The organism is Yersinia sp. LJYL362 (genome assembly GCF_048323875.1).
This window is the reverse complement of record NZ_JBLWEX010000234.1, coordinates 1-19,932: the sequence shown is the minus strand read 5'-3', so window position 1 is coordinate 19,932 and position 19,932 is coordinate 1. Positions and strand designations below refer to the sequence as shown.

The window sequence follows — 19,932 nt, the reverse complement described above, 5'->3', positions numbered from 1 at the left end:
CAATATCGCGCCCCGCCGCATCCCAAACCACTTTGGCTGAAACCCCATCAATGGTATTCAACTGGCTGATAAACGGCGTCATTTTCTCTATCATCTGCTGGCCAGTTTCTTTCTCCAGCGTGATGTAGCTTTCAATCGCGCGGGTCAAACCAAGGATGCCCTCTTTGCCCACTTTCATTGCCCGACCGATGCCGTTTGATTGCAACTTCACCCAATCCACATAGGTTTTTTTGCCCAAGACCAAGCCACTGGTTGGGCCTTCAATCGCTTTGGCTCCGCTGTAAATCACCAAATCAGCGCCCATTTGGTAGTAGCACTGCAAATCTTCCTCTGCGGCGGCATCAACAATCAATGGCAATTGATGCTTGCGGGCAATCACCACCGCCTGTTCAACAGAGAGAATGCTTTTTTGCACACAATGATGGGACTTTATATACAAGATCGCCGCAGTATTTGGCGTGATCGCCGCTTCCAGCTGTTCTGGTAGGCACTCATTGGCATAACCCGCTTCCACCACTTTGCCGCCGCCTAATGTCACCATGGTATCGACTGGAGCACCAAAGTTAACATTGTGGCCCTTGGGCAAAACAATTTCATGGGGCACGGTGCGTGGCGCGGCGTGTAGGTTCACCAGCAAATTGGCGTTATCTTTGACAATCACGGCGGCGACCGACTGGGCAATCCCGGCTGAAGCGCAAGACACCACCACAGCGCTTTCTACATTCAATAAGTTCGCAATATAAGCGCCGGTCTGATTCACCAGATCTTTCATGACAAAGTAATGATTCAAACCTAACTCTACCGCTTCAACCACATCCTGTCGTGGCGTCGAAACACCCAACATCGTCATGCGGCCAGAAGCATTAATGACCTGCTTTAACTGGTATTTTTCATAAACTGAAGACATCTTTTGACTTCCCTTCATCAGTTAATACTAAGTCACCGGCGACGACCGCAGCCAGTGGCACCAGAGACTTCTCACCGGTTACCGATTTACCTTCTGAATCGCTGAACACCTGAGGTTGTTGTTTCAGCTCAAAAATAGTGAAATCAGCATCATAGCCAGCATCCAGCACCCCTTTATGGGGCAAGCGTAGGGCCTGTGCGACATTTTCTGTCACACAGCGAATAATTTGCTCAAGGCTCAGGCCAATAGTGAAAAATTTGGACATCACGGTCGCCAGGCTATGGACCGGCCCATTCAGACGGTTACGACAATAAATGTCGGAACTGATGGTGTGTGGGTAAATCCCTTGCTTGATGGCAAGCTCTGCCACATCAAAACTGAAACTGGCACTGCCGTGGCCCACATCTAATAATACGCCGCGTTTCAGCGCCCGCTGGATAGATTCACGTAATGCGCCGGCAGGGGTCAAAATTCGGTTCGGTTTGCCGTTATAGCAGTGGGTAATGATGTCACCCTGTGTCAATAAGTCGGCAATTTCATCCAGATCCGGCGGGTTATTACCAATATGCACCATCAGCGGCAACTGATTGTTTTCTTGTTGAATTTCTTTAGCGCGCACCAAAGGTTTGATGCCGTTTTTACCCACCACACTGCTGCTCATGCGCGCTTTAATACCAATAATAAAACCGGGATTGCGAGTAATCGCCTGGCGGATACTTTGCTTATCAATCTGCGCCATATCGGCTAATTCGTTTTGCGTCACAATGCCGGTTTTCGCAATATTCAGAAAAGCGTAAACATGGGTTTTAGCTGCACGAGTTAAGCGGTAAAAATCGTCCACATCATTGGCACCGGTGCTACCCGCATCCACCACCGTGGTGACGCCACTGGCTACGCCGACTAAATCGGCTTCATCATGATAAATAGGTGATGCGGGGTAACAATGAACATGGGAATCAATCCAACCCGCGCTGAGGTAATATTTCCCGGCCAGATCCAACACTTTTTTAGCGGAATAAATCTGAGATTTTGTTTGATTTTCTTTATCTTCAGTAATAGCCGCACTCATTGCTGCTATTTTTCCGTCATTAATTGCGATATCAACCTGACGACCGTCAACTAATACTGCCCCGGTGATAATAAAATCATACATTATGTTCCCCTTCTTACTTGACGTCGCAGCGGTGTTAGCTGCTCTCACTTACCCGAATCACTTACTTATGTAAGCTCATCGGGATGCATTCATTTGCTGCCTTGCTGCATCGCCAATTACTTTGGGTAAATGACCTTCTTACTTGACGTCGCAGCGGAGTAAATATCCCGTTATTGAAATATTTACCCCGTGGATTAGGAAATAGCGACTGGGAAAATAGAGCCTAAAATCATGGCCCCAAGAATTGCGCCACCGGTAATAGGTTTGTTCCAGAGATAAAACAGTAATGCACCGGCCAAAGACCCTATTCCAATTGGAATTGACGCAGTAATAGCAGATAAAATAATCAATGGCCCCAAGAAGCGGCCTGACGAATTACCTGCCCCCATCATGACATCAGCACCATAGGTTGAATTACTTTGGTTAATCGTGAATTTACGTGCCAAAATAATTAAATAACCGATAGCTAAACCAATAATCAGGCCGGTAACCAATGAAGCGGCGAAATTAGCAACCGGGAAGACAAATCCGGCCCCCAGCAATAATGCTGGTACACCCAACCCCACGCCAGTTTGAATTGCACCGCCGATATCTAAAATACCGACTAATGAACCTTCAATAATTCTGGCGAATAAGAAGCTGGCACCAAATGCCGCCACTGCACCATAAACACCGGTGTCCATACCGGCACGTAGCATTGAAACAAAAGCGACTTCGTTAAATGCGCCGATCCCATATAAGTAATACATATGGGTACCTGCAAATACACCGGACGATAATAATCCTACAAAGATCGGAAATGACCAGTCGGCATACCAGAAATTATTCTTGGTTTGTTCATCCATCATCAAGCTCCTCTCGCTGTGTTATTTTCCGCTTAATGCGTTATGAATAGTATCGAGCCATACCGGTGCACTCAGACTGAATGATTCCAGGAATTTCAGATCGAATCCGCGGAAGAAACCACTGAGCACGAATAACAGAACAATCACTGTCATCATAATTTTAGTGACTTTATTCCAGCCGCTTTCCTCAACACCTTTGCCAATTAAAATGCCCAAAACCAGGCCTGGCACTGCGTTCCCCATAATTAACTGCGCCAAACCGCCGAAAATAGTGGCCCAGAAACCAGAGCGACGCCCTGCATCAATGGCAGCTAACCAGAAAATAACTGGCATCACGGTGTTAACCAGAATATTAGCCGCAGGTACCAGCACTTTAATTGCCGTGACCTGTAATGCTGCGGGAACAGCCGATGCGGTGGTATTTAAGAAGCTGACCACAATAACCCCGATAATTCCGCAGGCAATCGCCATCTTTTTCGGGTTATGCATGGTTTCCGCCACATTGCGATTTTTAATCATCAATGCTGCGGCCCCCCAGTTAGGGATAATGCGATGGTCCACATCTTGAGTAAAAGCACCCGCCGCCACTGAAGAGGCCCAGGCGTTGAAGAAGAACCCTAATCCAAAGGAGAAATGCGAAGCCGGATCACCCTCACACGAGTTTAACTCACCCAAGGTACGAAACGCCCCCATTCCCTGTATGGTCGGTGCATGGAACATACGGGCGGCCCCAACACCAACCCCCACACCGACCAGTCCGCCGATAATAATCGACTTAAAAAGAATGATTAGAAACATCAGTGTATCCTTTTCATCTTATTTAGAAACGAAGATAACCTTATCTGTATTAATGATTGTCACGCTCACAGTAATATCTAATTCGACGCTGTACGTTTTTCTTTCCCGCGGCAGGAAAAAGAATAAAAACTTTTCATTTTTGACTGATAATTCTGCTTTTAATACTTTTACGTCTTGTGGTTCAATCCGCAGCAAAATATTTTGTGTCGACTTCAACACCGTATTCTGGACATTACCGAGTGCATTGGCGAAGGCTTTACCTTTAGTATCACCTTTGCCTTTGACTTGTACCTGAGTGGTATATTGCTCTTTCATTACGGCTGACCATATTTCTTGATATAGGCTTCCACTAGCTTTTGCCCTAACTCTTCTTTATCCATAAATCCGAAGCCTAATACCTTGCAGCCTTCATTTATTGCCGTCACGCCTTCTTCCACTGAACGCATGCCGTATTTTGCTTTATAGCCATATTTATTTTGTGCAGTAATAGCACCCGCACCACCGCTACCACAGAATGAAATACCGAAATCTGCTTTTTCGCTATTCATCACATCACCCAGTTTCATATCTGCGGCCACACCGGGAATAACCACCACGTGGCCACCAGCCAATTCAACGCCTTGTCCGACTTTCTGGCCTTTTCCTAAACGGTCGCCAATCACAACGGTAATTTGACTCATAGTCTCTTCTCCAGATCAGGTTTTTATGGGTTATTATCTTTCGCTACTTCAAAATGCACCGATAACAAATAAGCTTCTTCAATGGGTAAATTAGGAAATTTACCGACCACCTGTTGTGCCATTTGCATCGAATGTGCTGAAATCTCATCAAATAATGATTTATCCACTTCAGGTAATGGCTCGCCCGTTATTGAGCGCAACACCATGGCTCGAATATGTGATGTCAACATCTGCTGTTGAACAGCATTGGTAAAAATATTTTCGGCATTTAACATCGCGGTAATTTCAGCTAATACCCGCTCAGTGATGATAATGGCTTCTTCCATTCCAGGGTCTTCGGCTGCATTCAATGCGGCTACATCATTCACGCTAGCAATCCTCTATTCCTTGCGGCTACAACTCTATGACTGCAAAGATAAGCTCAGTTATTTATTCGACCTTGCCTCTGCGCTATAACATCACCCTACCTGCAAGCGGAATAGCTGTGTAGCGGCATTTTTTCCAGTTCAAAGTGGAAATGTAATGGAGCTAAGGGATCACTTCCGCAAAATACACCGTTAAATCCCTAACTTAATCATTAACAACAAAATAACTTGATATATAAATGGACCGTGAAAGCCTGCGGTGGAAAAAAGTTCGTGATCCGGATCTCTTTCTTTTCTCGCCGGAAGAGCCTAATATCAGATTAATATTAAGCTATTTTCTAACACCCCCTCTCCTATGGCGTGGGGGTGTTGTTTTTATACTCTAAATAATTCGAGTTGCATGCAGGCGGCAAGGGAGATAATCCCGATGAGCTTACTGTGTTGTAAGTGATTCGGGTTATTGAGCGCAGCTAACGCACATGCAGCTTGAAGTATGACGGGTATATGTTTTGTTGAAATTGAATTGGAGAGTAGTATGACCAAGCCAACCATCACGATTAACGAGCTGGATGCTGAACGTTTGGATGCGTTACTGGCGCAACCGGCCTTTGCCGGTTCAGTGGTCGCAACAGCGCTCAATGAAGAACTGGATCGTGCAGAAATCTTGCCCCCGGATGCTATCCCGGCAGATGTCGTAACCATGAACAGCCGCGTGCGTTTTCGCGACCTGAACAGCCAGGAAGAACATATCCGCACGTTGGTTTATCCCGCGTCGCTGAAAGACAGCAATGAGCAACTCTCTGTCATGGCACCCTTAGGAGCGGCATTACTGGGGTTACATGTTAATGACGAAATAAGTTGGCAATTGCCGGGTGGGGATGAAGCCCGTATTACCGTGCTGGAGTTGCTTTACCAGCCAGAAGCGGCCGGCGAATATCATCGCTAATTGATGTTATGAGGGTAACGACTTAAAGCCATTACCCTCTTTCCCTGATCAGCGGTACTTTTTGTGGTAAGTATCGCGTGTCGGTTTAAAGTCTTGTGCGGCCTTTTTAGCGTCATCTAGCTTGCCTTGATCGGCCAATGCCAGTGCACCATCAATCTGCCCAATCAATAAGTCCAAACCGTGGCGAAAATCTTTCACCTCAGGGCTATCCTCGGCTTTATTTTTCAGCTTGGTCGGAATCCCTTTCTGCGCATCAAGTGCTGCCACCCGCATGGCCTGTAAACCTTTCTTGATGACATCAGTAGAATCAGCTTTCAGCACTTTGCCGTAATTCTCGGCAATAGTGTCCATGTTATCAGCCACACTCGCTGCCATCGCCAGGCTACTGGCACTGAGTAACGCCGCCGCGATTAATGCCATGATTGTCTTGCCCATTTGCGCTCCTTATAATTATTGTTAATTTAATAGTTACATTGCTCCTACTTAACATAGGCAATAGAAAACTAAACTGCCAATAATTGTAGCACCACCATAAACAAATTTTTAACATTTTGATTACATTGCATCTGGTAGGAAGAGATCCTCATTCTAACCTTATCTTTTTTATCATAATTGAGTTCATCATATCAGCAGAACAAATTGATTTGTCCGATTGTACCTATCAATAGCAGAACCAGTGGCGGAGTAACGGCGCTGAAATTAGCGAGTGGGCGGTTTCATAACCTCTCAATTAACTATATTACAGTCATTATCAGCTGTAACTATTCTCATTGGTTTCAGGAAAATGACACCGCATAAAACTTTTTTGGTCTGATAGATGTGGGAAACAGGGGACTGTTTGAGGATGATTAGAACGATTTTTATTATAATGCATTAAAAGATATCAGCCGGAATGTAATTATCATACTGGCTGGTATTGGAATCAATAATCAAAATATTAACCAAGAGTAAAATTCATTATATTACCAAATATAAGTAAGCAGGATCTGTGGTTCTGTCTCATTAAGGCACAGGAAGGTAACATACTGTTTTTTTTGTGATATTACCTACCCATGTCTCTAACAAGAAATTCCTTCAGTCGCCTGCATTACCCCGTCAATGTTATCGCGCAATGTGTTCGCTGGTATCTGACTTACGTCCTGAGCCTTCGCAACCTGGAAGAGATGATGGCTGAACGCGGTATTGCCGTTGACCATTCCACGTTACGCTCCTGGCTGATCGCCATGCTCCCCCAACTGCTGCACATCAACAAATACGTCGTCAGGGTCGTATTCAAGCCGGAGCCTTTGCAGTTTCTCCCAGTTCTCAGCGGCGAAGCACATGCTGATCTCACCTGCCCTTGTCTCAAGATCGAACTCGTTGATATAACGGCTACGGGCAATCTCCTGAAGCTCGTCATACATCCGTTTTAACCAACATTGATTGACACTGTCATCTTTTGCATCGTCCCACTGGGCGTAGCTCGATACAAATAACTTGCCGTGTGCCGAAAATGCTGCTTGCGGGTAGGTGGTCACACCCCGCCAAAGAATCGTGGCAAGGGAACCCCGGGACGGCGCGTCTGAGAAATACCGGGATAGGATGGAAACCAATTCCTGCGTGTTATCTGTAAGGATATTGTCGGCATAAAACCTTTTTGATACCACCATGCTGTTGAACTGCTCGTAAATGGCCTCGAAGTTTGAGGGCTGATTGATGGCCAAGGCTGTAAGTGGCAGCTCCAGGTTGGCTTCAAAAGATTCGCGTAGCGCTTGCGCCTCTTGCAGGCTATCGGTAAACGCCAAAATAGTTAACAGCACTGCTGGTATGCCACCCGATGTCGGGGGGGTGACAGAAATCATCACCTGAAGATTTGTAGGGGGAGATGCGTCTTCAAGTCTCGCCAATAAATCGTGAAAATGAGTGAAAGGTAGCGCATATAAGCTGTTGGTTATGACCCGAGGCAGTGAGTAGCAGCTGAGATAAAAACGGGTCACAACAAAAAACGAACAAGGTCCAGCGCCACGAGCGGCCCAGAACAAGTCCGGCTCCTGGGTTTCGGAAACATGTCGTAGACGACCATCGGCGGTAACAATGTCCAAGGCTTGTACATTGAACACACTCATCCCTCCCCATTGGCTACAGTTGATCCCGAGCCCTCCCCCCAACAGGAATCCGCTGATACCCACTTCTTTTACATGTCCTGTCGGAAAAGCCAAACCTTTAGCCGCCAGGGCATGACTCAATTGGCCACTACTGACCCCAGCTTCAACGATGGCGCGCTTGCGCTGGCTATCGATATCAAGCCCCTTCAAGCCGGAAATGTCCAACATCAGCGTATCAACGCGAAGAAAACAACCCGAGTAGTTGTGCCCACTTCCACGCACGCTCACTTCCATGCCGCGCTCCCTGGCAAATACAATCGTGCGAATCACATCGGCCTCAGTCGCGACGCGTACTATTCCAGCAGGTCTACGTGTTGGGCCTCGACCGTTCCAAACACTGGAGAGATACCACTCATCAAAGGCGGGATGCGAAGCAAAACGAACCTCGCCATCCAGTTGCGATGCCAGCTTCAGCCGAGACAGAGAAGTCTGCGTAGCGGCGGGTATTCCCAGATCCTGGCTGACGATGGAATAGAGTCGTTTCGGTTTGAACCCCAAGCAAGTCTTGATACGGGAGTTCAAGCCACCGCACTCGATAAGATTAATTCCTCTTTCGAATGCATAGCGATACACCGCAGACACGCCCAAGGTGTAAGGGCTGCAATCAGAACTCTCATCATCCATGTTGGCCGACCAGACATGGAGAGCGCCGTCTTCCTCGAAGCAGATAAAGCCGCTGACAATTTGCCCGTTCTGTTCTACGACGATAATACGAACCAGATCGCCGCAAAGACGGCAAAAAACAGCCAATTGTGATTCTGGCCAATAATAGGTCGTCCCCAGCCGTTTGGTGGTCAAATAATACAGCCGGGCCAGTTTCTCAATTTCATTATCAAAGGGAGGAGCAAGTATTCGAACTCTCGCATCGCTGTGGTTAAAGATACGAAGCTGGCGTACCATTTCGTAACGCCCGTACTTGGGCAAAGCCTGCGCAAAACTGTCAAAATCCGGAAAAGCATCCAGTTCGATTGAAAATTTATCCCCCATGTAGTTTATATTTAGCCCATTACGTTGAGCTTCACGCAAGAGCACACCATCCTGTACATTGAGAAAACAGAAATAACGCACCTGCTCAGCCTGTGCGATAGCCTTAATAGCATCGAATATTCGTGCGTAAAGACTTGGGTCGTGACTTAACGTCGGTATTGTGGTGTCCGTACAATGTATAATATGACTAAACAGCCCGCGCTCTTCAGATTCTATCGAGAGCTTAGTGGAGGAAACCAATACCCCTAACGGATCAATAGACCTAAATTCTTGAAGATAAATAGGGACCAACGCAATCAGCCTCCCCTCGTCTCGCGCAAGCAAATAGAAAATTTTACTAACGTTTAACAAAGGTGACTGCTCAGCCGCAATAAGAAATCGCAGATCGTAAAAGAGGGGTGCCTTGCTTTGAAGAAAAAACGCGCGATACTCTGCAGGATCCAGGTCTTTAGCACTATTGATAATATCAAGGGTGGTCGTCATTAAAGCCTCCATGGTTTATCGGATTGGCAGATAGTTTGACTGAATGGCAATAGACAACATTAAAAAATAGCAGGTTACCTTCCTGTGCCTGAATGTGACAGAATCCCCACTACTCCTGATTTTCGCTTATTACAACAAAAGCCTTTTCTTCTTACTGTGCTGTGTATCCACCATCTATCGTAATTGTCTGTCCGGTAATAGCTGTCACATTATTTTCTGCAAGAAAAACAATAGTATGTGCAATTTCTTCCTCAGTAGTAAAACGTTTGTTTGGCATCATTTCTATAAATGCCTTTTTATTATTCTCATCATGGCCTAAAAAACGATCAAACATTTTGCCTTCTACTGGCCCGGGGGAAATCGAATTAACCCTAACCCCAGTAGTTGCAACCTCCAGCGCAGCTGTTTTAGTCAATCCTTCAATTGCGTGTTTACTTGCGACATAAACCCCAGCGCCAGGGAGGCCAACGATACCCGCAATTGAAGAGATATTGATGATGCTGCCTTTACCTCTTTTCACCATCACAGGGATTTGATATTTCATTGCCAGCAGAGTGCCTAATACGTTGGTATTGAATACCAAATGAAAGTTATCTTGGGTTACGGCTTGAATCTCTGCAGTTTCACCTACCGTGCCAGCACAATTTACAGCTACATCCAACGAACCAAATCGATCCAGAGTCATCTCGATAAGGTGCTTGATATCTGATTCACTATTCATATCAGCATTAACATAAAGTACATTTTTATTAATGAGTTTCAGGGCATCTAATATCACTTTTCCTTCTTCGGGTCGACGACCTGAAAACACGACATTATAGTCCATTTCAGAAAATAACTTAGTCGCCGCATTCCCAATTCCAGAAAGAGCTCCCGTTATCAATATTGTTTTTTTCATGTAACACCTCTTTATATAGAGTAAAACTCGATACATATCACTGCCATCAAAGTAATATTGATGGCAACTTCAGTTAATTTTCATTTAAAGAAATCAGAACAAGCGTGACAGATGAAAATGTTCATACCCTACATATTCACCTGAATTTGCTATTCCTATACTCTAGACTAGGAAACACCATTTTCACAACGTGTTATATTAATATGATATCTGTTTATTGAAAAAGAACATTGCAGCATTAAACTCTTTAATGCCAGCATTAATCGACATAATCAATTGTAGTTAGTGAATGGATTGAGTTTTTTCCCAAAAAAAAACATCAATAAATCTTATATGAAAAAAATAGCCAACTAAAATAACTAATTATTTCAATTAATTGAATTTAATATAAATAGAAAATCCATCTTTTACAGTATCTATGTATGTAACTAGCATTCTTGAATACACGATATATACTCTCTACCAAGCCAGTTATAGATAATCTTTAAAGTTAGATATGGATTCCAGATGGCTACTATATGACTTGATAGGAAGGGGCCGATATGTTGGTAAGTGCTACTTGTTATTGCATTTATGGAGTCTGTGGGACACGCGATTATAGCCTGTTCATCGATTATGTGTGCGAGTCTATCCCGGCACATGAAATGTATCTATTGCAGCAGATAGAACTTTGCCCAGACCAGATATTGCAAGCTTGGAAAATTAGCCAGAACCCTCAAGTTTCCGAAGTTTTTGAAATAGAAAATGTTTCCTCCGAAAAAGATGCTGAAGAAGCAGTCTTATTTTGGAAGGCGTATTTTAGCTCACTTGGCGAAACGGTCATTGATGGCAGGCATGTAGGTGATACATTTAGCCGACTTTAATGAAGATGCTTTTTAGAAGTGCAATGCCTTTAAAATAACAGACCTCACAAATTAATCGCTATTAATTCCGTGAAAAATATAAATAAAGATTAAAACGCCAAACAGTTTTATGGGCCACATTTAAATATGAAAAATACTGAATTAAATCATTTAAAAACGAAATTGTTATTTAATCACAACGTTACCAATGAATTGAAAACATCATTTGGACAAAGCATTATAAAAAAAATGATACCGCATCGTGAGCCATTTTTAATGGTCGATAACGTAGAGTTGATCAACATTGAACTCAGGTTAATACAAGCAATAAAAAGAGTAGACGAAAAAGACCCGGTATTTGGTGGTCACTTCCCCAATAACCCTATATATCCAGGTGTATTACAACAAGAAAGTATGTTTCAAACCGCACTTATTTTAATGTATTTTCTGATAAATGAAACGGCTATACCGCCAGTAGAGGATAATATCACTAACGCAGTGGGGACACGAGTATTCGATGTCTTTCATTTATCCGCTGTACGCCCTGGGGAATTAATGACAATCCGTTGTTGTATTACAGAATACGATACATTTATTGCCACCGCCATTGTTCAAATCACGGTTAACGATCAGATCGTAACCGTTGGAAAAGGAGAGTTTCATGTCTTCTGATCGTATTGTTATCACCGGCGTTGCGATTAATACTCCCATTGGTGACACATTAGATCTCGTGGGCAATAATTTATTATCTGGGAAATCAGCCATCGGCTACTGGCGCAATTTTGACACCAGTAACATTTATTCAAAAATTGGAGGCCAGCTACCTGAATATGATATTCAAGGCAAGTTGCACACATTTAGCCACCGCATTCCCGATATAGTTCTTTCCCGTGCCGAGAAGGTTTTTAAACAAACAGCCAAAGGTGTCCAGCTCTCGGTATTGATGGCAATGGATGCCTGGCTCGACGCCGGATTATTCGAACACATTATAGACCCCTTCGATTGCGGGATAATTTGTGGCGGTCATAACCTCTCTGATAAATATTTGCTTGATCAGCAAAAGATTTTTTCTGATGAACCCGAATTTATTGATGCTTTTTCCGGGTTAAATTCACTTGATACTGACCATTCATCTTCTGTGGCTCAAGTGTTAAATACCAAAGGGTTTGCCTATCTTGTTGGCGGTACCTGTGCGACGGGAAATATTGCTATTCAGGCGGCAATCAATGCAATTAAAGTGGATAAAAAACAGATTGTGGCCGTCGTTTGTCCAATGGCCTCTTTCCACCCGATGATGTTACATTCGCTAACGATTTTAGAAGCTATCTGTTATAGCCAGTATCAAGATTCCCCCACCAAAGCCAGTCGTCCCTATGACATAAATCGGAGTGGTTTCCTGCCATCTGAAGGCGGTGCCGTGCTGATCCTTGAGCAGGCTGAACATGCAAAAAGCCGTGGAGCCAAAATCTATGCTGAACTTCTCGGTGCCAGCGTTAACTCGGATGCCAACCATCTGGGCGATCCCTCTCACGAAGGGCAAGTTCGAGTTATTCAAGATGTCCTAAAGAAATGCAATATCTCGCCAGAGCAAGTCGATTATGTGAGTGCCCATGCCACCTCCACTAAATTAGGCGATATCGTAGAACTGAAATCAATTAAAAGAGTGTTTGGCTCGCATGCGGAAAATTTGATTATTAATGCGCCTAAATCCTTACTAGGCCATACGATGTGGGCATCTGGTGTCGTGGAAGCGGCGATAGCCATTTGGCAAATGAGGCAGGGTGAGTTCCATCAATCACATAATATCGAAACCCTTGATCCCGCAGTCGAACTCAATGTTTGTGCATCTGGAAATATAAAAAAAGAAGTTAATATTTTTCTAAACAATTCTTTTGGCATGGGCGGTATTAACAGCGCGAGCTTATTTAGTCGATATCATGGTTAACATGAACCTTTTTGTCAGCGGTGGTGCCAGTGGCATTGGACGAAGTGTGGTCATTGCGGCTTTAGGCAAAGGCTGGAATGTTGGTTTTAGTTATCACAATAACAAGGAAGGTGCACAACAACTGCTTGATATCGCGGCAGCGGAGTTTCCTCGACAATTATGTCGTGCCTATCAACTCGACGTTATTAATAGTGGTGCAGTAGAGTCAGTGGGTGACCGTCTTCTCGTCGATTTTAGTAACATTGATGCGGTTGTTTGCAATGCAGGCATAGATTTACCGGGCAATTTAGTTTCGATGACGGATGAAGATTGGGCCTTGGTACTTAATACTAATTTAACTGGCACCTTCTATCTTATTCGTTATTTTTTGCCTTTATTTCTTGCCAATAAATATGGGCGCATTGTCACTCTATCTTCACTCGCTAAAGATGGCTCATCAGGACAAGCAGCTTATGCCGCATCAAAAGCGGGTCTGGTGGGGTTAACTAAAACCACAGCGAAAGAATATGGACGTTTCGGTATTACGGCAAATGTATTAGTACCAGGCTTAATTGATACCGGAATTATTGGTAATGATATTAAAGGTATTAAAGATTTTTTTGCTCAACGTGCCCCCGTGGGAAGACTGGGTTCACCCATTGAAGTGGCTGAGGTCATTTTATTTCTTGTTGCTAAAGAAAGTAGTTATGTAAACGGCGCTGTTTTCAATGTGACCGGTGGCATTGACTGGGTTTATTAACATCGGGATCCTCTAATGAATAATATTGGTATTGAAAAAATCAGTATCTATCCAAGTAGCTTGGCACTGAAAGTATCTGAATTAGCACAAGCACGTGGTGGAGACAGTGAATACATTCAAGAATCTTTAATGGTTATAAAGCGCAGTTTAGTACCACAGTGGGAAGATGCGGTCACCCTTGCCGTCAATAGTGCCAAAGATATGCTCAACGATCAGGATCGTTCGGATATCGGTTTATTTATTATTGCAACAGAATCAGGTTTAGATCAGGAAAAGGCCATCAGTACTTGGGCACACCGTTATTTGGGGTTACCTGCGACTTGTCGTGTTTTTGAACTGAAATCTGCCTGCCATGCTGGTGCTGCGGCGTTAAAGATGGCTGAGTCATGGATATTGTCCGGCCTTAATCGAGGGAAGAAGGTATTACTGATCAACGTGGACATCAGTAATAATATGATTCGCCACGGGAAGATGGAATATAGTCTTGGCGCTGGGGCCATTGCCTTACTTATCTCAGATAATCCGGTTTTTGCCATTATTGAAACAGGGAAGTCGGGTATTCATACTCATGAAGTGACTGATGTTATTCGCCCACTTCCTTGGAAAGAGGTCGCTTTCGATGTAGAAGCCAGCCTTTTCTCTTATATGGATGGGCTCGAAAATTCTTTCGAGGAATATTGTAAACAGACACCTGAGGCCAAAAAAAGTGCCTATTTCAATTATAACTTATACCACGTCCCCTTCCCTGGCATTAGTAAAGAAGCACATAAGGTATTATTAGAACTACAAGAGCTCTTTGTAAAAGAGGCGTTTGCCACTTTATTTAAGCAAAAAGTCATGCCTTCTCTGTATTACGCGCAAAAAATAGGCGCGACTTATTGTGGCAGTATTTTCCTTTCCCTATTTTCACTTATGGTGAAAGCACCAGAGATTAAATCAGGGGATCGAATTGGGGTTTACTCTTATGGTTCAGGATCCTGTGCCGAGTATTTCAGTATGCGGGTCGGGGACCAGGCGTTAGAGATTGCACAGCAGCAAGGTGCCGCGTTGGACATATTACTTGCCCAGCGTAAAATACTGGATGTGGCGGCATACGAGCAACTGGAAAATGCACGTAGTGCACAAATGCAAGGTAACGACTATCGCTTAGACAGGGACAACTTACAGGACTGGTATACACACCATTACAGCGGGAGTGGACTCCTTATTCTTGAGCGTATAGATAACCACTTACGGAGTTATCGCCATGCATGAATATGTCACTGTACCTATCAAATTTAGTCCCGATTCATTAGCCGATTTCGAAAGTCGCTTTATCTCTGCGCTAAATAACGAGCGCTATAAAGTCATTGTGCTTACGGGGGGGCCTACCTACTTTAGCATGGGTATGGATCTGACGTATATTTCTACCCATTATGACGCCGATTTCGTGTCTCAATTCTGCAATATTCTAACAATGGTAAGGAACAGCCACAAGCCAGTATTAGCTAAGGTTGAAGGGAGTGTTATCGCCGGGGGAATTGCCTTACTGTCGGTCGTCGATTTTATTCTGTCTAGCGATACCGCTTCCTTTAGTTTGCCAGAAGTCACCTTTGGAATTACACCAACAATAGCCATGTCTTGCTTACTTGAACGTATTAGGCCTCATCATCTTAAATACTTCGTATGGAGCTCAAGTGTTATTTCGGCAAAACAAGCCCTAAAATGGGGTTTAATCGATCAGATAAATACACTGGAAAACTTAGATCAAGATATTCAAGTTATGAGTAATAAACTATCTCGCGTTCCAACATCCACTATAAGAGAAAGTAAATTACTGTTGGCTGAACAATATTCTTTCGAAGAAAGGTTGGATTTAGGTGGCAATCTTCTGGTGAAAAGATTAAATGATGCTCAGACCATAGAAAAGATACGTCACTACTTAGAAGACATTAAGTTGTTTAATGATGAATATGCGGATGACTAATATGGAAAAACTTTATTTAAGAAAAAGTAATGAAGGCATTGCTTTTATGCATATTAACGATCCAGTCAACAAAAATGCCATTGATGATGAGTTCTGTTTACAATTGCATGGTATTGTTGACACGATAAAGCAAGACAATACCATCAAAGTGCTTATTTTGGTTGGATTGCCTGATATATTTTGTACCGGTGGTACCAAAGCATTTTTACAAAGTCTAATCACACATTACAAAACTAATATTGAACATGAGTATGCCAATCACCTCAAACATTTTCTGAATATACCGATCCCAGTTATTGCGGCAATGGAAGGTAGTGCTACAGGAGGGGGATTAGTCTTAGGCTTATATGCAGATATTTTAGTCGCGGCGGAAGAAAGTCGCTATGGCATGTCATTTATGAACATGGGATTCACTCCAGGCATGGGTTCAACCGCCATGAGTAAGGAAGCGTTTGGTTACTATACCGGTTTTGAGATGATGGTCACCGGTAACTATCTTAGAGGCAGTGAGCTAAAAGGAAGATGTTGTTTCAATTATATTTTGCCCCGTTCCTCGGTCATGGAAAAAGCCATTGAGATGGCGACCTCTATTGCTGAAAAACCTCGCCATAGTTTGGAATTATTAAAAAAATACATGTCAATCAACAGACGTAAAATGCTGGAGGAAACAAGTACTATCGAGGCGTTTATGCACCATATTGCATTTAATCAAAGCAATATTGAACAACTAATACAAGATAATTACACGGGTTAGATATGCTGAATAACTTGAGTGAAATGACCGTATTGGTAACTGGTGGCACAAAAGGTATAGGCCGAGCTACTGTTGAAAGCTTTGTTAAGGCGGGAGCAAAAGTATATGGCACTTATTTTTGGGGAGACAATTTAGATGAACTTGAAAACCATTTTTCTCAATATCTTAATCGTCCGGTATTCCTTCAGGCAGATATCAGTGATGAGGAGACAACCACGCAGTTAATCGAAACAATTGCTCAAGAAAATAAAAAAATTGACATTCTTATTCTCAATGCTGCGTTTGCACCTCAATTTAAAGATACTTATAAATTTAGGGGGCTGCTAGATAGCATTGAACACAACGCCTGGCCACTGATCACTTATATAGATTGTATTAAACAGCATTTTGGTCAACATCCTGGATATGTGGTTGCAATTACTTCCGAAGGGCATCGTAGTTGCCATATAACAGGCTATGATTATGTTGCGGCATCGAAAGCAGTATTGGAAACATTAACTAAATATATTGGTTCACGGGAAAATATCATTATTAACTGTATTTCCCCGGGAGTGGTAGATACGGAAGCTTTTGAATTAGTTTTTGGCAAAAAAGCACAAGCATTCATTCGAAAATTTGATCCGGATTTTATTGTTTCACCCGAAGCGGTAGGTAACGTCAGTGTGGCTCTATGCAGCGGATTAATGGATGCCGTGCGTGGTCAGGTAATCACCGTTGATAATGGCAGGATGTTTACCGATAACTTTACCAAGTGGATCGAAATGATTGAGACGAATTTCATTGAGAAATAATGGGGAGATTCATCCAGCATTATGAATATGGAGCCGAGCGATCACTTGGTATTTTACTGTATTTTGACCCAAAAGGTATTAGTCATGTCTAATCCCAATAGAAACCTATTTCTTGGCCGCTGGAAGCTTGAATCCTGTATGGGTAACAATGGAAATAAAAATATTTATCCTATAGGGATAAATCCGTTTGGCATGCTGACCTACACCGAACAGTACATGATGGTGTTTATTTCATCTGATGAGCGATCTCAATTTAGTACGGATGATATTCGCGCGATCCCATCAGAACAAATCTTGGCTGACTTCCCGAAATTTGAAACATATTGCGGCCATTATGATGTTAATCATGATAAAGGGATCGTCACACATTTTATTGATAACAGTAAAATCCCCAATCAAATTGGCACCGAGTTTCGTCGATACTTTAGTTTTGAGCATGAGAAGCTAGTCCTTAAATCCACAGATAGTCTATTACTCAATGACGAATCGTGGTTATTTGAGTTGGTGTGGAATAAACAGGAATAAGCATTAATTTATTAATTAACCAACCGGAGATAATATTATGGATAGAGATTATATTGTTAGTATTGTAAAAAAGCACATTGTCAATTCAATCGATGGAGCCAAGGAACATGAAATTGATTTGCAAAAATCAATGGCAGACTATGGTGCCAGTAGCTTAGACATTGTCTCCGTTGTTTCAGGTGTTATGAGGGAGTTAAAAATAAAAATCCCCCGCACAGAGTTAAAAAATATTAAATCTATAAACGGACTGATTGATATGTTTGTCACGAGCAGTTTAGAGGCTAAGTAGTTTATATACTCTGGCCCACGGAGGGGCCATGTTTAGAACTAAAGTAGGAAATCAGTCTGTTTGTATCATATACCACAGTAAAGAGGGCGACACATGATATCAAATCATGCAATTTTATTTCCAGGACAAGGTGCGCAGCGTCCAGGTATGGGGGCATCGCTATTCGATATCTACCCCAAATTATTGGCGGAGGCTGAAGATATTACCGAATTTAGCATTCGTGATTTTTTTCTGAATTCCCCTGCGGATCGATTTAGTAATACCCTTTATGTTCAGCCCGCATTATATACAGTTAATGCTTTGTATTATCGTCGGTATATTGACCAATGTGGGACGTTACCACAATTTCTAGCAGGGCATTCCCTTGGGGAGTTTAATGCATTACATGCCGCTGGCGTATTCGATTTTGAAACAGGATTACATCTGGTAAAAAAGCGGGCGTTGCTGATGTCGGAAAGTCAGGGAGGGGGCATGGCCGCGGTACTGGGCCTTAATGCTGAAGAGGTGATTCAGGTTATTGTGGAAAATAATCTGTTTGATCTCACTATAGCCAATATCAATTCCGACTTGCAAATGGTGATATCAGGACCGATTGAGAGTATCAAACAGGCAGAAGAGATATTTTATGATAATTATGCGATTAAATATGTTGTACTGAGAGTGAGTGGTGCTTTTCATAGTACGATGTTAAATACTGCGGCCATAAAATTTAGTGAATATATCCAAAGTTTTTCATTTTTACCGCCTCAAATACCGGTTATCGCCAATAGAACAGCCTCACCATATACCCTATCTTCTATAATACAAAATCTCTCAGAGCATATAAATAGACCTGTCATGTGGCGGCAATCGGTAATCTATATGCGGGCACAGGGTGTGGATAGATTTACGGAAATGGGGGATAGTTCTTTACTATTGGATATGGTTAAAAATATTTTATAGTAGTGTTGGATAAGCATAGCCAGTTACCTGACGGTGCTCTCTTAAGAACGGAGCGTGCGACTTTCACCGCACTCCGCTCAAGCCTCTCAACGGCATTTATTGTCACCCGGCAAAGCTTCTCATAACGCAGTTTACTACTCTCGTATGAATCCTTTATTCTCAACGAGTAAATTTAAAGTATTTATTTATATATAGTATAAAATTCATTTCCTTCTCATCACCAATACAACAGAACTGCTCGATTCTTTTAATGCTATTTTTGACATTTACACATCTAACAATTGCATTTTAATTTTTCATTATATGAGTAACAATCAGTCAGTCATCTAATTAGTAATTTAAAATGATTGAATATTTCAAAATAACGCTAACAAGCAGGAACTTTTACTTGCTAAAAATAACCGAGCTAATTCGGATTGAGTTCGCAGGAATTTAAAAATACAATTAATGACCCCACTGGAAATTTAGTTTATTAATGAGTTTTGTTATTGTCGCACTAAAAAGTCATTAAAGAATGCGGCAGAAGAGCCATTCATAATAGCATCACCATTATCCATAAAAAATAAAAACATTTAAAGAAAAACCAGGAGTGGAGTTATTCATTAGAGGCCAGAATGTAATTACCATACTAGCTGGTATTGGAATCAACAATTAAAATATTTACTAAGAGTAAATTTATTATATTACCAGATATAAGTAAGCATTTTTTCCCAGACTGAACTCGCCCTATACGGCACGCACATGTAGCTTGAAGTATGACGAATATAGGCAAAAAAAAAGCTGGCAACAGATGCCAGCCTTAGATTCATAGCAACAAGTTATTATTCGCCCGCAATCTTCATGGCAGGTAATAAAATAGAGCCACATTGAATGTTACTGCGCGTTTCGATGTCACTGCCGATGCTGACGATGTTACGTAGCATGTCTTTCAGG

The 19,932-nt window shown here is 42.7% G+C and carries 23 protein-coding genes and 1 pseudogene; 13 read left to right on the top strand and 11 right to left on the bottom strand.

Annotated elements, in window-relative coordinates:
• The 7 genes from ACNSO8_RS13170 to ACNSO8_RS13140 form a co-directional block, all read right to left on the bottom strand.
• Nucleotides 1–907: DgaE family pyridoxal phosphate-dependent ammonia lyase (locus ACNSO8_RS13170; protein WP_418394887.1), on the bottom strand; the 907-nt coding region annotated here is incomplete at its 3' end.
• A complete protein-coding gene (locus ACNSO8_RS13165; protein WP_418394886.1) occupies nucleotides 891–2,060 on the bottom strand; it encodes an amidohydrolase/deacetylase family metallohydrolase in 1,170 nt (389 codons plus the stop codon). The genes ACNSO8_RS13165 and ACNSO8_RS13170, both read right to left, overlap by 17 nt.
• Nucleotides 2,061–2,254: 194 nt before the next feature.
• Nucleotides 2,255–2,905, bottom strand: coding sequence for a DUF4310 family protein (locus ACNSO8_RS13160; protein ID WP_025376851.1), 651 nt, complete (start codon nucleotides 2,903–2,905; stop codon nucleotides 2,255–2,257).
• Nucleotides 2,906–2,926: 21 nt separating this feature from the next.
• Complete coding sequence (locus ACNSO8_RS13155) at nucleotides 2,927–3,703, bottom strand: DUF4311 domain-containing protein (protein ID WP_004392358.1); 777 nt, start codon at nucleotides 3,701–3,703, stop codon at nucleotides 2,927–2,929.
• A gap of 18 nt (nucleotides 3,704–3,721) precedes the next feature.
• Complete coding sequence (locus ACNSO8_RS13150; RefSeq protein WP_418394885.1) at nucleotides 3,722–4,018, bottom strand: DUF4312 family protein; 297 nt, start codon at nucleotides 4,016–4,018, stop codon at nucleotides 3,722–3,724.
• Nucleotides 4,018–4,383, bottom strand: a complete 366-nt coding sequence (locus ACNSO8_RS13145) for a glycine-rich SFCGS family protein (protein WP_418394884.1) — start codon at nucleotides 4,381–4,383, stop codon at nucleotides 4,018–4,020. Before ACNSO8_RS13145 ends, ACNSO8_RS13150 begins: the two co-directional genes overlap by 1 nt.
• A gap of 23 nt (nucleotides 4,384–4,406) precedes the next feature.
• A complete protein-coding gene (locus ACNSO8_RS13140) occupies nucleotides 4,407–4,751 on the bottom strand; it encodes a glycine dehydrogenase (protein ID WP_418394883.1) in 345 nt (114 codons plus the stop codon).
• A gap of 532 nt (nucleotides 4,752–5,283) precedes the next feature.
• Here ACNSO8_RS13140 and rnk point away from each other — a divergent pair.
• On the top strand, nucleotides 5,284–5,694 hold the full coding sequence (gene rnk, locus ACNSO8_RS13135) for a nucleoside diphosphate kinase regulator (protein ID WP_418394882.1): 411 nt from the start codon (nucleotides 5,284–5,286) through the stop codon (nucleotides 5,692–5,694).
• A gap of 48 nt (nucleotides 5,695–5,742) precedes the next feature.
• Here the strand turns inward: rnk and cybC are convergent, their stop codons facing one another.
• A complete protein-coding gene (gene cybC / locus ACNSO8_RS13130) occupies nucleotides 5,743–6,129 on the bottom strand; it encodes a cytochrome b562 (protein WP_418394881.1) in 387 nt (128 codons plus the stop codon).
• Between the two features lie 617 nt (nucleotides 6,130–6,746).
• Here cybC and ACNSO8_RS13125 point away from each other — a divergent pair.
• Nucleotides 6,747–6,932 (top strand): annotated as a pseudogene (locus ACNSO8_RS13125) (IS6 family transposase); the annotation flags it as partial.
• Here ACNSO8_RS13125 and ACNSO8_RS13120 read toward each other — a convergent pair.
• Entirely contained in the window at nucleotides 6,897–9,308 is a 2,412-nt protein-coding gene (locus ACNSO8_RS13120) for a GNAT family N-acetyltransferase (protein ID WP_418394880.1), read from the bottom strand. The pseudogene ACNSO8_RS13125 and the gene ACNSO8_RS13120 overlap by 36 nt on opposite strands.
• A gap of 151 nt (nucleotides 9,309–9,459) precedes the next feature.
• Nucleotides 9,460–10,206, bottom strand: coding sequence for an SDR family NAD(P)-dependent oxidoreductase (locus ACNSO8_RS13115; protein WP_418394879.1), 747 nt, complete (start codon nucleotides 10,204–10,206; stop codon nucleotides 9,460–9,462).
• Between the two features lie 644 nt (nucleotides 10,207–10,850).
• Here ACNSO8_RS13115 and ACNSO8_RS13110 point away from each other — a divergent pair.
• From ACNSO8_RS13110 to fabD, 11 genes are all read left to right on the top strand, one after another.
• Nucleotides 10,851–11,069, top strand: coding sequence for a hypothetical protein (locus ACNSO8_RS13110; protein ID WP_418394889.1), 219 nt, complete (start codon nucleotides 10,851–10,853; stop codon nucleotides 11,067–11,069).
• Between the two features lie 126 nt (nucleotides 11,070–11,195).
• The gene (locus ACNSO8_RS13105; protein WP_418394878.1) at nucleotides 11,196–11,720 is read left to right on the top strand and encodes a 3-hydroxyacyl-ACP dehydratase FabZ family protein; all 525 of its coding nucleotides are present in this window, start codon (nucleotides 11,196–11,198) and stop codon (nucleotides 11,718–11,720) included.
• Entirely contained in the window at nucleotides 11,710–12,993 is a 1,284-nt protein-coding gene (locus ACNSO8_RS13100) for a beta-ketoacyl-[acyl-carrier-protein] synthase family protein (protein WP_418394877.1), read from the top strand. The genes ACNSO8_RS13105 and ACNSO8_RS13100 overlap by 11 nt, the downstream gene beginning before the upstream one ends.
• A gap of 1 nt (nucleotide 12,994) precedes the next feature.
• On the top strand, nucleotides 12,995–13,732 hold the full coding sequence (locus ACNSO8_RS13095; RefSeq protein WP_418394876.1) for an SDR family NAD(P)-dependent oxidoreductase: 738 nt from the start codon (nucleotides 12,995–12,997) through the stop codon (nucleotides 13,730–13,732).
• Nucleotides 13,733–13,747: 15 nt separating this feature from the next.
• Entirely contained in the window at nucleotides 13,748–14,986 is a 1,239-nt protein-coding gene (locus ACNSO8_RS13090; RefSeq protein WP_418394875.1) for a hydroxymethylglutaryl-CoA synthase family protein, read from the top strand.
• The gene (locus ACNSO8_RS13085) at nucleotides 14,979–15,698 is read left to right on the top strand and encodes an enoyl-CoA hydratase/isomerase family protein (RefSeq protein WP_418394874.1); all 720 of its coding nucleotides are present in this window, start codon (nucleotides 14,979–14,981) and stop codon (nucleotides 15,696–15,698) included. The genes ACNSO8_RS13090 and ACNSO8_RS13085 overlap by 8 nt, the downstream gene beginning before the upstream one ends.
• 1 nt (nucleotide 15,699) lies before the next feature.
• The gene (locus ACNSO8_RS13080; protein WP_418394873.1) at nucleotides 15,700–16,452 is read left to right on the top strand and encodes a polyketide synthase; all 753 of its coding nucleotides are present in this window, start codon (nucleotides 15,700–15,702) and stop codon (nucleotides 16,450–16,452) included.
• A gap of 2 nt (nucleotides 16,453–16,454) precedes the next feature.
• Complete coding sequence (locus ACNSO8_RS13075) at nucleotides 16,455–17,243, top strand: SDR family oxidoreductase (RefSeq protein ID WP_418394872.1); 789 nt, start codon at nucleotides 16,455–16,457, stop codon at nucleotides 17,241–17,243.
• Nucleotides 17,244–17,327: 84 nt separating this feature from the next.
• Nucleotides 17,328–17,768 (top strand): lipocalin-like domain-containing protein, encoded by a 441-nt coding sequence (locus ACNSO8_RS13070; RefSeq protein ID WP_418394871.1) that lies wholly within the window; start codon nucleotides 17,328–17,330, stop codon nucleotides 17,766–17,768.
• A 37-nt stretch (nucleotides 17,769–17,805) separates the two neighbouring features.
• Entirely contained in the window at nucleotides 17,806–18,057 is a 252-nt protein-coding gene (locus ACNSO8_RS13065) for a phosphopantetheine-binding protein (RefSeq protein WP_418394870.1), read from the top strand.
• A gap of 93 nt (nucleotides 18,058–18,150) precedes the next feature.
• Nucleotides 18,151–18,999, top strand: coding sequence for an ACP S-malonyltransferase (gene fabD, locus ACNSO8_RS13060; protein ID WP_418394869.1), 849 nt, complete (start codon nucleotides 18,151–18,153; stop codon nucleotides 18,997–18,999).
• Nucleotides 19,000–19,820: 821 nt separating this feature from the next.
• Here fabD and ACNSO8_RS13055 read toward each other — a convergent pair.
• Nucleotides 19,821–19,932 (bottom strand): metallopeptidase TldD-related protein (locus tag ACNSO8_RS13055; RefSeq protein WP_418394888.1); only part of this gene is annotated, 112 nt, incomplete at its 5' end.

Coding starts and splice junctions, on each gene's coding strand:
- ACNSO8_RS13145 (WP_418394884.1), bottom strand. CDS start 4,383: ATGAGTCAAATTACCGTTGTGATTGGCGACCGTTTAGGAAAAGGCCAG.
- ACNSO8_RS13105 (WP_418394878.1), top strand. CDS start 11,196: ATGAAAAATACTGAATTAAATCATTTAAAAACGAAATTGTTATTTAAT.
- ACNSO8_RS13165 (WP_418394886.1), bottom strand. CDS start 2,060: ATGTATGATTTTATTATCACCGGGGCAGTATTAGTTGACGGTCGTCAG.
- ACNSO8_RS13085 (WP_418394874.1), top strand. CDS start 14,979: ATGCATGAATATGTCACTGTACCTATCAAATTTAGTCCCGATTCATTA.
- ACNSO8_RS13115 (WP_418394879.1), bottom strand. CDS start 10,206: ATGAAAAAAACAATATTGATAACGGGAGCTCTTTCTGGAATTGGGAAT.
- fabD (WP_418394869.1), top strand. CDS start 18,151: ATGATATCAAATCATGCAATTTTATTTCCAGGACAAGGTGCGCAGCGT.
- cybC (WP_418394881.1), bottom strand. CDS start 6,129: ATGGGCAAGACAATCATGGCATTAATCGCGGCGGCGTTACTCAGTGCC.
- ACNSO8_RS13090 (WP_418394875.1), top strand. CDS start 13,748: ATGAATAATATTGGTATTGAAAAAATCAGTATCTATCCAAGTAGCTTG.
- ACNSO8_RS13150 (WP_418394885.1), bottom strand. CDS start 4,018: ATGAAAGAGCAATATACCACTCAGGTACAAGTCAAAGGCAAAGGTGAT.
- ACNSO8_RS13100 (WP_418394877.1), top strand. CDS start 11,710: ATGTCTTCTGATCGTATTGTTATCACCGGCGTTGCGATTAATACTCCC.
- ACNSO8_RS13070 (WP_418394871.1), top strand. CDS start 17,328: ATGTCTAATCCCAATAGAAACCTATTTCTTGGCCGCTGGAAGCTTGAA.
- ACNSO8_RS13155 (WP_004392358.1), bottom strand. CDS start 3,703: ATGTTTCTAATCATTCTTTTTAAGTCGATTATTATCGGCGGACTGGTC.
- ACNSO8_RS13110 (WP_418394889.1), top strand. CDS start 10,851: ATGTATCTATTGCAGCAGATAGAACTTTGCCCAGACCAGATATTGCAA.
- ACNSO8_RS13065 (WP_418394870.1), top strand. CDS start 17,806: ATGGATAGAGATTATATTGTTAGTATTGTAAAAAAGCACATTGTCAAT.
- ACNSO8_RS13080 (WP_418394873.1), top strand. CDS start 15,700: ATGGAAAAACTTTATTTAAGAAAAAGTAATGAAGGCATTGCTTTTATG.
- ACNSO8_RS13160 (WP_025376851.1), bottom strand. CDS start 2,905: ATGGATGAACAAACCAAGAATAATTTCTGGTATGCCGACTGGTCATTT.
- rnk (WP_418394882.1), top strand. CDS start 5,284: ATGACCAAGCCAACCATCACGATTAACGAGCTGGATGCTGAACGTTTG.
- ACNSO8_RS13120 (WP_418394880.1), bottom strand. CDS start 9,308: ATGACGACCACCCTTGATATTATCAATAGTGCTAAAGACCTGGATCCT.
- ACNSO8_RS13095 (WP_418394876.1), top strand. CDS start 12,995: ATGAACCTTTTTGTCAGCGGTGGTGCCAGTGGCATTGGACGAAGTGTG.
- ACNSO8_RS13075 (WP_418394872.1), top strand. CDS start 16,455: ATGCTGAATAACTTGAGTGAAATGACCGTATTGGTAACTGGTGGCACA.